Genomic DNA, 13,153 nt, shown 5'->3' with positions numbered 1-13,153 from the left:
ATCGCGGAGCCCGCCCCGACCCGCCATTCATGGTTCGTCAACGTACACATGGCCGGTCCGCGCAACGGTGCGTGCACGAGCGGGTTGTGGTCGACTTGGAGCGAGGCCGACGACGGGTCGGCGCGAGAGGTGAGATGGCGATGGGCGAAGACACCCGCCTCACCGGTACAGGGGCTCCCTCGGGCCGACCACGGGTCGCCGTGGTGGGACACGTCGAGTGGACGACGATCGCAGGCCTCGACGAGGTGCCCGCTGCCGGTGAGGTGATCCACGCGGACCGGCTCTGGCAGGGCCCGGCCGGGGGTGGCGCGGTCGCGGCCGTCCGGCTGGCCGAACTGGCCGACGGCTGCACCTTCTTCACCGCCCTCGGCGACGACCACGCAGGGCGACGCTCGCGTGCCGAGCTGGAGAGCCGTGGTGTACGGGTACTGGCCGCGCCCCGCCCCGGTCCCACGCGCACCGCGGTGAGCCTGGTCGACCGTTGGGGTGAACGCACCACCGTCACCCTGGGCGAGCGCCTGCAACCCGGCGCGGCGGACCCCCTCGACTGGGTGCAACTGGCCGCGTTCGACGCGGTGTTCTTCACCGCCGGGGACGCGGCCCTGCTGCGCGAGGCCCGGCAGGCCGGAGTACTCGTCGTGACGGCACGTGAGTTCACCACCGTGCTGGAGTCCGGCGTCCGGGTCGACGCACTGGTCGGCAGCGCCTGCGACCCGGCCGAGCGCTGCGACCCGGCGTTGCTGCGAACGCTGCCCGGCCTGGTGGTCAGCACCGAGGGCCGGCACGGCGGTGTGTTCACCTCCGGCGGCCGGGCTCCTCGGCGATACCGGCCCGCCCGTGCACCGGGCCCCCTGGTGGACACCTACGGGGTCGGGGACAACTTCGCGGCCGTCCTGACCTACGCGCTCGCCACCGGCGCGACCACGGCCGACGCGCTGGACCTCGCCGCGAAGCACGGCGCGGCCTGCACCACGCGGCGGGGCCCGTTCCCTGCCGGGCCCGCTCCCGTGCGGCGGGCGGCCGAGGCGCGACGGGCGGCGTAGACGTGACTGGTGGCGTAGACGTGACGGCGGGCGGCGCAGGTGTGACGGGCGGCGCAGGTGTGAAGCGGCTCCTCCTCCTGTGGGACATCGACGGCACCCTGATCGACGACGGCCACATCGGCGAGGCGGTGTACCCACTCGCCTTCGAACGTCTCACCGGCCGGTCGGCCCTCCACCGCGTCATCACCGCGGGCCGCACCGAACCGGACGTCATGGACGAGCTGTTCCGCCGGCACGGCGTCAGCGGCGTCGAACCGAGCCGGGTCGCCGCCGAGTTGGCGACGCAGCTGCGGCGGCGCACCGCTGAGCTGCGTACCGTCGGACGACCGCTGCCGGGCGCCGTCGAGGCCCTCCGGGCGCTGGGGGCGCAGCGCCACGTCGTCCAGTCCGTGCTGACGGGGAACCTGCGAGCCAACGCCCTCCTGAAGCTACGGCTGTTCGGACTGGCACAGTTCCTGGATCTCGCGGTCGGCGCGTACGGCGGTGACGCACGTGAGCGGGCCGCTCTCGTCCAGGTGGCCCGGCGCCGCGCAGCGGCCGCGTACGGGCGGGCATTCGACGCCGACGGCACCGTCCTGATCGGCGACACCCCGCGGGACGTGCAGGCAGGGCGCACCGGCGGGGCCCGGGTGATCGCCGTGGCCTCGGGCGCGAGCAGCGCCGCCGCGCTGCGGGAGGCGGGGGCGGACGCGGTACTGGCGGCTCTTCGCGACACCGAAGCGGTGGTGCGCGCCGTCCAGGCCCTGGCGCCGGGCGTACGGAGCTCCGGATGAACGGAGACGTCCGGCCGGTGGATCTGGTGTCGGTCGTCATACCAGCGCGGAACGCCGAGACGACGATCGCCGCGCAGCTGGAGGCCCTGTGCCGGCAGACCTATCAGGGTCCGTGGGAGGTCGTCGTCGTCGAGAACGGATCGAGCGACGGCACCCGAGCGCTCCTGCGGTGCTGGCGACAGCGCATGCCACAGCTGAGGGTGGTGGACTGCGCCGAGGCCCGCGGCGTCAACCACGCGCGCAACCTCGGTTGCCGGCACGCGCACGGCGACTTCGTGCTCATGTGCGACGCCGACGACGTGGTGGCCCCCGGGTGGATGGCCGGCCTGGTCGACGCCCTGCGGACGGATCCGGCAGTCGGGGGCGCCCTCGAACGCCGCCTGCTCAACGGGCCGGTGGCCCTCGCCGCCCGTCCGCCGAAGAAGTCCGACGCACTGCTCGACACCTTCGGCTTCCTGCCCTATCCGGCCGGCGCCAACTGCGGGTTCCACCGGGAGCTGTGGAACCGCCTGGGCGGGTTCGACGAGAGCTACCGCTACGGCGGCGACGACACCGAGTTCTTCTGGCGCGCCCAACTGGCCGGGTACCGACTGGCCTTCGCGCCCCACGCCGTCGTGCACTACCGGCTCCGCGACGAGACGCGGGCCATTGCGCGCCAGTTCTACGGATACGGACGTTCGCACCCCAAGCTCTACCGTGAGTTCGCCGGCCACGGCATGCCCTCCTCACGGCCGGCCGACGCGGCCCGGGCCTGGTGGACGCTTCTCGTCCAGACGCCCGACCTGGTCGGCCCCGTCGACCGACGCGCCCGGTTCCTGGCCCAACTCGCACTGCGCACCGGCCGCCTCGTCAGCAGCGCCCGGTACCGGAGGTGCTACCTCTAGGTGTTCTGACTCGTGAGGTTGGGGACGCGGCTGGCGGGTGGCTTGCCTGCGAGTGCTGTGTGTCCGCGGTGGTGATTGTAGGTGTGGAGCCAGGCGGGGTAGGCGTCGCGGCGTTCCTGTTCGGTGCGGTAGGGCCTGGCGTAGGCCCATTCGTCGAGCAGGGTGCGGTTGAAGCGTTCGACCTTGCCGTTGGTCTGGGGCCGGTAGGGCCGGGTTCGCTTGTGCGTGATGCCTTCGGCCGCGAGGGCATCGCGCCAGGTCCGGGAGCGATAGCAGGAGCCGTTGTCGGTCAGCACGCGCTGGACGGCGATCCCGGCCCGGGCGAAGAACTCGCTTGCCCGGGCCCAGAAGGCGGTGGCGGTCTCCTTGCGCTCGTCGGGCAGGATCTCGCTGTAGGCCAGGCGGGAGTGGTCGTCCACGGCGTTGTGGAGGTAGCTGTAGCCCGCGCCGGAACGGGTCTTGCGGCCGGCCTCACGGCCCAGGATCTTGTGGCCGCCGCCGTCGGGGATGTTGCCGAGCTTCTTGATGTCGACGTGGACCAACTCGCCCGGTGCGGCGCGTTCGTAGCGCCGCACCGGGCGAGCGGTCGCGCGGTCCAGGTGGGCCAGGCGGGCGAGCCGGTAGCGGGTCAGCACGCGGTGCACGGTCGCTGGGTTGAGCCGCAGCAGGTAGGCGATGCGGGCCGGGCCCCAGCGGCGCAGGACGCGGACCTTGATGATCCGCCGCTCGGTGCGCGACGGGGTCCGCCGGGGGCTGCGGTGCGGGCGGCTGGAGAGGTCGCTCATACCGGCCTCGCCCAGCGCCCGGTAGCGGTCCGCCCAGCGCTTGGCCGTGGTGGGCGAGACCTGGAAGCGCTCGGCGGCCCGCCGCAACGGCCAGCCGTCGTCGACCACGCAGCGGGCCAGGCGCAGGCGTCCGGTCTCGGTCAGCGGTGCGTTACGGTGTGGCATGAGGGCCTTTCTGGCTGAGGTGCAGATGTCGCAATCCACACCGAGCCAGAAGGCCCTCACTCATTTCAAGATCACCACGCCGTGAGCCCTGTCACCAACCTCCGTGGTCAGTACATCTAGGGCCCACCGCACGCCGGGGCGGCCGCTGTGTCCCGCTCGGTGGCCCCGTTCGGGTGAAATCGGGGGCCCGGCCCGGCGCAGCCCGGCTCGCGCCGCGCAGATGGGTGATGATGCCGGGTGGTTCGTCCGGGAACTGTCCCTGCGGGACATCTGTCCCCGATCCGGGCGGACTTCCCCGTGAGAGAGGAGCGTGATGACCGTTCCCGCTGTGACGGAAGAGATCGCGGACTTCGTCGGCCGCTGTGTACCCCTGACCGGTTTCGCCGTGTTCGACCTCTACGCCACCGGCATGGCCGAGCGCTATCTGGAGACCGCCCGCCAGCAGGTCGGGGCGGCCGCCTTCGCGGAGTTCTGGGCCGCGTGGACGAGGGCCCTCGACGGGCGCGGTGGCCCTCAGGACCTGTCGCCCGTCCATCTGGAGGTGGCCCGGGCGCTGGCCTACCTGTGGCTGACCGGCTCCTGGCCGCGGCTGGCGCCGGAGGCCCACGCGGCGCTGCGTCGCCAGATGGCGAACGAGGAGTTCGTGGTCGCGCCGGAGGCGTACGTCGAGGGCCTGGTGTGGCGGACCTTCCACGGGCACCCGGCCGGCGCCAAGCCTCCGGGCTTCGGGACCTGGGCGGTCCCGCCGCCGGCCCAGCCCGCCGGTGACGGCCTGCGCCAGGAGCTCGGCCTCGACGAGGAGTTGGTCTGCCGCACCGGTCTGGAGTCCGAGGTGGCCGTGCACGCCGTGCCGGACCACCTGTTGCCCGGCTACCGGGCCTGGCGCCAGATCCCGCCCTCCGCCGTTCCGACATCGTCCGGGCCCGCCACCAAGGAGGAGCACGCATGACCGACACCGTGAGCACCGTCAGTGCGGACGAGGCCGTCCGTCGGCGCTACGACGTGGTCATCGTCGGCGGTGGCTGGTCCGGCAGCCTGGTCGCCAAGGAGCTCGGCGACCTGGGCTGGAACGTCCTGATCCTGGAGGCCGGCAACGGCGGCACCGAGACCTGGCCCGGCTACCTCGGCTCGCTCTCCACCTACCACTCCGCCGTCGCCAAGGTCCCCAACTCGGCCTACCGGCGCAGCGTCGCGGCGCCCTATCCGGACGTCCTCGACCTCGCGCCGGTCCGCGACCCGAAGCCGGGGCAGCCGGAGTTCACCGCGAACGGCTACTTCGTCCAGAACGGCCGCCTCCCGTACGGCACCGACTACCTGAGGGAGTTGGGCGGCGCCGCGATGCACTGGCTCGGCGCGGTGCCGCGGATGCACGCCGAGGACTTCGCCACCGAGCGGTACGGCTACGGGCGAAGCTGGCCGATCGACGCACAGGAGCTTCAATCCTGGTACGCGCGCGCTGAGTTCGAGATCGGTGTGGCGGGGAACGCGGACGACCAGCGGGCGATCGAGGTCGTCACCGACCCGGACTACGTCTACCCGATGCACCAGATCCCGGCCAGCTACATCGACCGGTACTGCCAGAGTCTCGACGGCACGCCGATCGTCGACGACCTGACGAGCGACGCGTACGAGCTGCGGGTTCGCAGCCTGCCGCAGGCCCGCAACTCCACCCCGAACCCCGACTACTCCCCGGTCCCGTACCGGCCGGAGAGCGCCGTCGGACTGCCCAACTACGGCGAGCGCTGCGTGGGCAACGCGAGCTGTGTGCCGATCTGCCCGGTGCAGGCGAAGTCCCACCCGCTGCGCCAGCAGGCCCGTTTCGCGAAGACGGTCTCGCTGGCCACGCGCTGTGTCGCCACCCGGGTCCGGCTGGCGGGCCCGACCCGGGGCGGCCGGGTGAGCGGGGTGGAGTTCCGCACCTACACCGACCCGGCCTCACCGGTCGGCCGCTCGTACGTGGTCGAGGCGGACCTGGTGGTGCTCGCCGCCCACGCCGTCGAGAACGCGCGGCTGCTGCTGTTCTCCGGGCTCGCCAACGGCAGCGACCAGGTCGGCCGCAATCTGATGGACCACCCGACCATCCTCAACTGGGCCCTCGCCGACGAGGAGCGCGGCCCGGTCGGTCCCTTCCGCGGGCCCGGGCACACCTCCGGCTGGGAGGCCTTCCGCTTCGGCGAAGGGCGCGCCAGGCGGGCCCCGTTCCGGATCGAGATCGGCAACTGGGGCTGGGGCTGGGCCACCGGCGCGCCGATGAGCAACGTCGCCACCGCCCTGGGCATCGGCGGCGACCGGAACGGCGACGTGCGGCCGGACGGCGTGTTCGGGCCCGAGCTGCGCCGTCTGCTCGGCTCCACCATCGGCCGGCAGCTCCAACTGCAGATCGCCGTCGAGCAGTCGGCGAACCCGAACAACCGGGTCACCATCGACCGCCGCTCCCGCGACGCCATGGGCAACCTGCGCCCGGTCATCACCTACGACCTCGACCAGCACACCCGCGACGGGCTGTTCGCCGCCCGCAAGGTGGCCCGGAAGATCTTCGACCACCTCGGCGCCACCGACTACACCGACCACGCGCCGCGCGACGGTGTGCCCCCGCTCGGCCACTTTGTACACACCGTCGACGGCGAGACGCTGGACCTGGCCTACAGCGGGGCGGGTCACGGCGCCGGTACGCACATCATGGGCAGCTCCGCCGGCACGTCCGTGGTCGACGGGTACCAGCGCACCTGGGAGCACCCGAACCTGTACGCCGTCGGCTGCGGCAGCATGCCCTCCATCGGCACGAGCAACCCCACCATCACCATGCTGGCCCTCGCCCTGCGCAGCGCCGAGCAGATCCACAAGGACCTGCTCCTGGACCGGCGGCCGGCCGACCTGCGCGGCACCGCGGGGGCAACCGACGCGGAGGTACCGGCGTGATCACCGCCCTCGAACTGGACAAGGCAGGCTTCGGCGTCCCGAAGACCCTGGAGAAGCTGCGCACCTACCTCCAGGCGGCGCTGGAGGTGGAGCACCTGACCATCCCCGTCTACATGACCGGGATGTACACCATCCGCCCGGGCACCAACCGCACCGCGTACTACGCGATCCGAGCCGTCCTGCTGGAGGAGATGCTCCACATGACGCTGGTCGCCAACCTGCTCAACGCGGTCGGCGGCAGCCCGGTGGTCGACTCCGGCGTCGTCGCCGAGTACCCGGCCGAACTGCCCTTCAGCGGCACCGGTGTGCCGAAGATCGGCCTCCAGCACTTCTCACCGGAGGCGCTGGAGACGTTCCTGCGGATCGAACAGCCGAAGTCGATGACGCCGAAACCCGAACCGGGCTCCGGCTGGACCTCCATCGGCCAGTTCTACGACACCATCCGGACCGGCCTGGAGAACCTCATCAGGGACCTCGGCCACGATCGGGTCTTCACCGGGGACCCCGGACGCCAGGTCGGCCCGGAGGACTTCTACAACTCCGGCGGCGAGGTCTTCCCCGTCGACGGCCGCAACTCGGCGCTGGAAGCGCTGGAGACCATCACCGAGCAGGGCGAAGGCGTCGGCGACAGCATCTGGAACAGCAACGACCGCCTCTTCGGCGAACAACGCGAACTCGCCCACTACTTCCGCTTCAACGAGATCTACACCGGCCGCAGCTACGGCCCCGACGACCGCCCGAAGGACCGGCCCAGCGGCCCGCTGATCGACGTCACCTGGGACGACGCCCACCCGATCCACGGCGACTCTAAGGTCGCCGACTACAAGAGGTACGAGAAGACCAGCGCGGTGTACGAACGCGCCGTGGCCTTCAACGCCCGCTACGCCGTCCTGCTGGGCTACCTGAACTCCGCGTTCAACGGACGGCCCCGGGACATGGCGCTCGCCGTCCCCACCATGCTGGAACTGCGCGACCGCGCCGAACAGCTTTACCACAACCCCCACCCCGACCCGGCCCAGGCCGCCCTGGGCCGCTTCGCCAGTGCCACCTTCCAGATCACCCCGCGGGAGGACGCCCTCGCCGCCGAGGAGGTCCGGCGCAACATCCGGGCCGCCGCGCTCGAAGCAGGCCGCCCCATCGACCTGGCCGCCCTGTCCTCCGACTCCGTCGAGGCCTTCGCCTGACGGCCACCCACCCGGGCGGCGGCACCCGGCCCCGGGTGCCGCCGCCGGCGTCGACGCCCTACGCGTCGATGCCCTACGCGCCGGTGTCGAGGGCGCCGGCGTCGGTGGTCAGCCGGTCTCCCGAGGGGCAGGCCGGAGGAGGTGTCAGATGTCCCGGCCGCCGTTCACGGGGTGGCGCGCAGGGCGTGTTGAAGGCTTGCGACGAAGCGGTGGAGGACGGCGGGGTGGCCGGCGGCGCGGGAAGGGTTGAGCTCGCAGACCGAGAGTGCCCGGAAGCGCGGATCCCGGCAGGCGGTGTCCAGCGCCTCGGACACGGCGTCGAGCGTGGGGCCGCTGTTGCGGCCGTCCGTGCTCTCGGCGAGCGGCGCGTCGGTGAAGTCCAGGACGTCGACGTCGAGGTGCACGGCCAGGGGCCCGGAGGGGAGCGTGCCGAGGGCCCGTGTCACCTCGGTTCCCGGCGCGGTGGCGAGATCGGTGTGCGAGCCCCAGCGCAGGCCCAGGCCTGTTGCCTGCTCGCGTTCCCAGACGGTGGCGGCCGCGGGGTCGATGCCGAGGAGGTGGAGCCCGTCCGGGGTGAGCAGCGGGCGTTGGGCGAAGGCGGCCGCCAGCGGCTCCGCGGCCCCGGGCAGGTCCAGTCCGTGGGCGAGCCCCATCCAGTCGAGGGCGCCCTCGTGGGTGCTCGCTGGTGTGTTGAGGTCGAAGTGCCGGTCGATGTAGAGCAGGCCGGCGTCCGGGTCGCGTTCGGTGAGAGCTGCCATCACGCCCAGCGCGACGGTGCAGTTGCCGCCGATGACCAGGACGTCCGCGTCCTCCTCCAGCGCTCTGGCGACGTGGTCGGCGACCGCCCTGACGGCTTGGACCACCGCCGCGAGGTTCTGGGCCCGCGGGTGCTGCGGGTCGGGGGCCCACACGTGCAGCGGCCCGTCCCCGGCGTCCCGTACCCGGCGGCCCGCCGCCCTCAGGCGGTCGATCAGGCCGAGCTCGCGCAACACGCTCGGTGCGGCCTCCTGGCCGGGTGCGTAGCTGCCCGCACTGGTCGGCGCGCCCACCACAACGAGATCCCGTCCCATCCACCCATCATTGCCGTCCGCCCAGGCGGGCGCGAGCGGGCTGCGCCTGCGAGTCACCAGGACGACACCCCGGCCGGGACGTGGGGGGCACCGGGTAGGGTCGGGTGATTATCACACGGGGGAGGCACGCAGGTGCTGCGGGTTCAGGTGTCGGAGGCAGTGGCGGATCCCGGGAGCCGGGCGTTCCTGGCGGAGCACGGGCTGCCGGAGGCGGCCGCGTACCTGGACTTCGGGGTGCTCGCGCAGGGGCGGTTGGCGGAACTGACGGCGTGGCCGGGCGGGCCGGTGGTGGGAGACGGGCGGCTGCTCGTGCTGGGGGAGCCGGAGTACGGCAGCGGCCAGGTCGTGCTGGACGCGGTGAGTGGGGACGTGTGGCTCGCCGAGTGGACGGACGGCGACCTGCGGCGCGACCTGCTCGCCTCCGACCTGCCCGCGTTCGTCGGATTGCTCCGGGAGGCCGAGTCGGTGGCCCGGGCGGCCGAGGACCGGGAGGCGGGCAACGGCCACCGCGGTGCCGGGATCACGCAGGCGGTGGTGCAGGTCGCCGAGGAGCGGATGCGGGAGGTCGACCCTCGGCTGTTCGAGACCGTGGCCCGGCCCGCGCACTGGGGAACGGTGGTCCGGGTCGAAGCCCTGGCCTGGGGTGCCTGGCCGGGGACGGCGGGGCCGGGCGGGCTCGCGTACGAGTTCGGCGCGGACCTGGTCGAGGAGTTGGCACTGCTGAGCGGCGAACGTGGGGTACGGCGCTACCGCCCCGAGGAGCTGCCGCCGGCGCTGACCCACGAGCCGACCCGCCGACTGCTGACCGAGACCGGCCTGGCGCTGGACGGCCAGCTGTTCGTGGTCCCACCGGAGGGACCCCTGCGCAGCATGGCGCAGGCACACGCCGAACCCGGCCCGCTGCGGGACCACCTCGCGGTCGGCTGGTGGGTCGAGGGACTGCCGATCGCCCTCGACGGTGCCACCGGACGGGTCGAGGTGCCGCCCCGGTTCGGCGACGGCCGGCCCGACCGGTACCTCAATCGGGACCTCTCGGCGCTGCTGTACGCGCTCTGGACGTACGAGAAGTTGCGCGACGAATGGTGGCAGTCGGAGGAGGACACCCTGCAGGACTGGGCGGTGCACGACCCGCAGGCGTTGCTGCTGGCCGTGGTGGACCGGCTGGTCGAGGCGGTGGACCCGGAGGCGTTCGCGACACCGGCGCACACCTGGCGGATGCTCGCCGAGGATCCGTACACGGGCGGGCTGCTCGGCTGATCCGGCGTGCCGGTTCTGTTGGCTCTCCCCGCCCCGCGCGGCCTGCGTGTCAGGCCAGGTCGGGGGCGGCCAGGCGGGGGCCGAGCACCTTGCTGGGGCGGTACCCGAGTGCGGCGCTGGCGTCCTTCGCGGCGGTGACCACCAAGGGGGCGAGTCGATCGACGTCGTCCGCGGTCAGACGCTGGGTGGGTGCGCCGATCCCGAGGACGGCCGCCAGGTCGCCGGCGTGGTCGAACACGGGGGCGCTGATCGATCCCACGCCTTCGTGCCGTTCGTCGAACGCGGCGGCGTACCCGTCGGTCCGGGCCTGTGCGGCCTGCTCGTCCAGGACGTCGATGTCGACCGGGGTCTGCTCGGTGAAGCGCTGGAGGCCGTCCCGGACGAGGTCGGCGCGGGCCGCGGGGTCGTACGCCAGGAAGATCTTCCCGGGCGCTCCGGCGTGCAGCGGCATCACCATGCCGACCTTGAACAGCCGCATCACGACGTGGCGGGTCTCGGCGACCGCGATGACGGTGCGGGACGCCCCGTCGCGGACGTACAGGCACGCGGTTTCGCCCGTCCCGTCGCACAGTCGCTGCAGGACCGGCTTGATCCGCTGCACGATGTCGAGGCCGAAGGTGCCCGGCGCGGCCCACTGCACGAGCGAGAGCCCGATCCGGTAGCGATCGCCGCTGCGGTCGAGGAAGCCCTCGCGCACGAGGTTGTGCACCAGGCGCTGGCAGGTGCTGGCGTGCAGCCCGCTGCGCTGGGTGATCTCCCGCAGTGTGGGTTCGGGCTCCGTGACCGAGAAGCAGTCCAGGATCTTCGTGATCTTTCCGAGCACCAGCAACGGGGGGGTGCCCGTGCCGCGGTCCGTCGCCACCTGGAGCCTCTTCGCGTCTTCCGAAGGCTTCCGGCTTCCATGATCACGCCGGCTTGACAGCAACTATAGCAACTCACATCATGAGTCACCGGATCACGATGTGAGTCAAGATCTGGATGTAGCGAAGCTCAGCGAGGGGGTCGCCGCGGACACGCGGTCGCCGACCCCTGTCCCGGAACCGAAGCCCCGGCAGGCTTCGTGAACAGCACCACGCCCACAGGAGGTACCACCATGAGTCTCGATCGTCCCGTCGCCCCGGACCCCTACGAGCTGCTGCCGGCGGTCGGATCGTTCGAGGTGACGTCCGAGGACGTCGCGGACGGCCGGCAGATGCCCGGCGCCCACGTCTTCAACGCCATGGGCGTCAGCGGCGACAACGTCTCGCCGCACCTGAGCTGGACGGGATTCCCGGCGGAGACCAGGAGCTTCGTCGTCACCTGCTTCGACCCGGACGCCCCCACGCCCTCGGGGTTCTGGCACTGGCTGGCCGTCAACATCCCGGCCACGGTCACCGAGCTGCCCACCGGTTCGGGCGCCAATGACGAATCGCTGCCGGCCGGAGCGTTCCACGTCCGCAACGACTACGGCACTTCCAACTACGGCGGCGCGGCCCCGCCGCAGGGCGACCAGGTCCACCGCTACTACTTCGTGGTGCACGCGGTGGACGTGGAGAAGCTGGACGTCACCCCGGATGCCTCGCCCGCCGTCGTGAGCTTCAACCTCGCGTTCCACACGCTCGCCCGCGCGATCATCACCCCGGTGTACTCGCACTGACGCCGCACGACGACGGGGGTGGCTGCGGGCGTCCTGCAGCCACCCCCGTGTCGACGGGTGCGTCAGGGTCCTGAGGTGCGTGAGGTCGCGTCTGCGGCGACTTCACGGCGGCGGACCGGGTGTCCGGGCCGGCACGACGCGGGTGGTCGGCGGGAGGGCGCGCTGCTCCGCTCCCTGTACCGGGTGTCGAGGGCGGCGAGGGCGGCGATGAGTCTGACGCGGTCGCCGTGGTCGGCGGGGTTCATGCCGGCTGCCGGCCGCACCGGAAAACCCGGTGCGGTCGGCAGCCGGGGCACCGCACACTGTCCGGGCGTCCCCCCGAACCGAAGGAGCCGAACTTGCAGGGTGCCGTCACCGTGTCGCCGTCCCAGGTGCCGGAGTTGTTGCTGGGTCTGGCCACCGTCCGGCCGGTCTTCCTGTGGGGCGCGCCCGGGATCGGGAAGTCGTCCCTGGTGCGGGAGTTCGCCGACTCGCTGGGCCTGGAGTGCGTCAGCCTGATCGGCACTCAGCTGGCGCCGGAGGACCTGGTCGGCGTTCCGCAGATCACCGCGGACGGCCGGTCCCGGTTCTGTCCGCCGGAGACGATCGCCCGCGACGAGCCGTACTGCCTGTTCCTGGACGAGCTCAACGCGGCGACGCCGGACGTGCAGAAGGCCTTCTACTCGCTGATCCTGGACCGCCGGATCGGTTCGTACGAGCTGCCGCCCGGCTCGATCGTGATCGGCGCCGGCAACCGGGCGACCGACGGCGCGCTGGCCCGCCCGATGGCGTCCGCGCTGGTCAACCGGCTGGTTCACGTCCATCTGCGGGCCAGCGCCACCGACTGGCTGACCTGGGCCGCGGGCAACGGCATCCACCCCTGGGTGCTGGACCACCTCACCGACCGGCCGGACCACCTGTGGTCGGCGCCGCCCAAGTCGGAGGAGCCGTTCTCCACGCCGCGCGCCTGGCACATGCTCTCCGACGCACTGCACTCCTTCGGCCCGACGCTGGCGGAGGCACCTTCCGGCGGCCGGGCCGGGGGAGAGGAGACCCTCAAGGTACTGGCGCACGGCCTGCTCACCCCGCAGCACGCGGTGGCGTTCTGCGGCTACGCCAAGATCGTCCGCAACGCCTACGGGCTGGACGCGATCATCAAGGGCGACGCCCGCTGGCCGAACCGGCTGGAGGACCGCGACCTGCTCTACTACCTGGCGGACGCCTTCCGCGGCCGCCTGGTCAAGGAGCTGCCGGCCCGCAAGGAGCACGTCTCGCCGCAGCTGAAGCAGACCGCGTACCGGGCGAAGTCGCTGCTGGTGCAGCTCGCCGAGATCTCGGTCGAGGTGGCGCAGACGGTGATCGCGGACGGCCCGGACGGCAACCCGGTGCTGCCCGCCTGGTTCCTGATCGAGGCGGCCCGGGACATGCCCCGGCTGGTCGAGGCCCGCCGGTGAAGCC

At 72.4% G+C, this 13,153-nt stretch carries 12 protein-coding genes; 9 read left to right on the top strand and 3 right to left on the bottom strand.

What is annotated here, in order from left to right; translation table 11 throughout:
- Positions 1-140: 140 nt before the first annotated feature.
- The 3 genes from RMN57_RS01550 to RMN57_RS01540 are packed head-to-tail and all read left to right on the top strand — an operon-like array spanning position 141 to position 2,700.
- On the top strand, positions 141-1,043 hold the full coding sequence (locus tag RMN57_RS01550) for a PfkB family carbohydrate kinase (protein ID WP_313761512.1): 903 nt from the start codon (positions 141-143) through the stop codon (positions 1,041-1,043).
- Between the two features lie 59 nt (positions 1,044-1,102).
- Complete coding sequence (locus RMN57_RS01545; RefSeq protein ID WP_313761511.1) at positions 1,103-1,816, top strand: haloacid dehalogenase-like hydrolase; 714 nt, start codon at positions 1,103-1,105, stop codon at positions 1,814-1,816.
- Positions 1,813-2,700 (top strand): glycosyltransferase, encoded by an 888-nt coding sequence (locus RMN57_RS01540; RefSeq protein WP_313761510.1) that lies wholly within the window; start codon positions 1,813-1,815, stop codon positions 2,698-2,700. Before RMN57_RS01545 ends, RMN57_RS01540 begins: the two co-directional genes overlap by 4 nt.
- On the opposite strand, the gene RMN57_RS01535 is transcribed toward RMN57_RS01540, so the two are convergent.
- Positions 2,697-3,650: an IS481 family transposase gene (locus tag RMN57_RS01535; RefSeq protein WP_313761509.1), complete on the bottom strand. Its 954-nt coding sequence runs from the start codon at positions 3,648-3,650 to the stop codon at positions 2,697-2,699. The genes RMN57_RS01540 and RMN57_RS01535 overlap by 4 nt on opposite strands.
- Positions 3,651-3,963: 313 nt before the next feature.
- Here RMN57_RS01535 and RMN57_RS01530 point away from each other — a divergent pair, with 313 nt between their 5' ends.
- The 3 genes from RMN57_RS01530 to RMN57_RS01520 are packed head-to-tail and all read left to right on the top strand — an operon-like array spanning position 3,964 to position 7,753.
- Positions 3,964-4,599 (top strand): hypothetical protein, encoded by a 636-nt coding sequence (locus tag RMN57_RS01530; protein ID WP_313761508.1) that lies wholly within the window; start codon positions 3,964-3,966, stop codon positions 4,597-4,599.
- Positions 4,596-6,569, top strand: a complete 1,974-nt coding sequence (locus RMN57_RS01525) for a GMC family oxidoreductase (RefSeq protein ID WP_313761507.1) — start codon at positions 4,596-4,598, stop codon at positions 6,567-6,569. Before RMN57_RS01530 ends, RMN57_RS01525 begins: the two co-directional genes overlap by 4 nt.
- The gene (locus RMN57_RS01520; protein WP_313761506.1) at positions 6,566-7,753 is read left to right on the top strand and encodes a ferritin-like protein; all 1,188 of its coding nucleotides are present in this window, start codon (positions 6,566-6,568) and stop codon (positions 7,751-7,753) included. Before RMN57_RS01525 ends, RMN57_RS01520 begins: the two co-directional genes overlap by 4 nt.
- Positions 7,754-7,917: 164 nt before the next feature.
- Here RMN57_RS01520 and RMN57_RS01515 read toward each other — a convergent pair whose 3' ends face one another.
- Entirely contained in the window at positions 7,918-8,823 is a 906-nt protein-coding gene (locus RMN57_RS01515; protein ID WP_313761505.1) for an arginase family protein, read from the bottom strand.
- 132 nt (positions 8,824-8,955) lie between these two features.
- Here RMN57_RS01515 and RMN57_RS01510 point away from each other — a divergent pair, with 132 nt between their 5' ends.
- Positions 8,956-10,080 (top strand): SUKH-4 family immunity protein, encoded by a 1,125-nt coding sequence (locus tag RMN57_RS01510; RefSeq protein ID WP_313761504.1) that lies wholly within the window; start codon positions 8,956-8,958, stop codon positions 10,078-10,080.
- Positions 10,081-10,129: 49 nt separating this feature from the next.
- On the opposite strand, the gene RMN57_RS01505 is transcribed toward RMN57_RS01510, so the two are convergent.
- Positions 10,130-10,942: an IclR family transcriptional regulator gene (locus RMN57_RS01505; RefSeq protein ID WP_313761503.1), complete on the bottom strand. Its 813-nt coding sequence runs from the start codon at positions 10,940-10,942 to the stop codon at positions 10,130-10,132.
- A 231-nt stretch (positions 10,943-11,173) separates the two neighbouring features.
- On the opposite strand from RMN57_RS01505, the gene RMN57_RS01500 reads away from it, so the two are divergent.
- Together RMN57_RS01500 and RMN57_RS01495 are read left to right on the top strand one after the other, a co-directional pair.
- Entirely contained in the window at positions 11,174-11,716 is a 543-nt protein-coding gene (locus tag RMN57_RS01500; RefSeq protein ID WP_313761502.1) for a YbhB/YbcL family Raf kinase inhibitor-like protein, read from the top strand.
- A 338-nt stretch (positions 11,717-12,054) separates the two neighbouring features.
- Positions 12,055-13,149: a MoxR family ATPase gene (locus RMN57_RS01495; RefSeq protein WP_313761501.1), complete on the top strand. Its 1,095-nt coding sequence runs from the start codon at positions 12,055-12,057 to the stop codon at positions 13,147-13,149.
- Positions 13,150-13,153: the final 4 nt, after the last annotated feature.

It is taken from the genome of Kitasatospora sp. CM 4170 (assembly GCF_032110285.1).
Taxonomy (GTDB): Bacteria; Actinomycetota; Actinomycetes; order Streptomycetales; family Streptomycetaceae; genus Kitasatospora; species Kitasatospora aburaviensis.
This window is presented reverse-complemented; position numbering and strand designations above follow the sequence as displayed.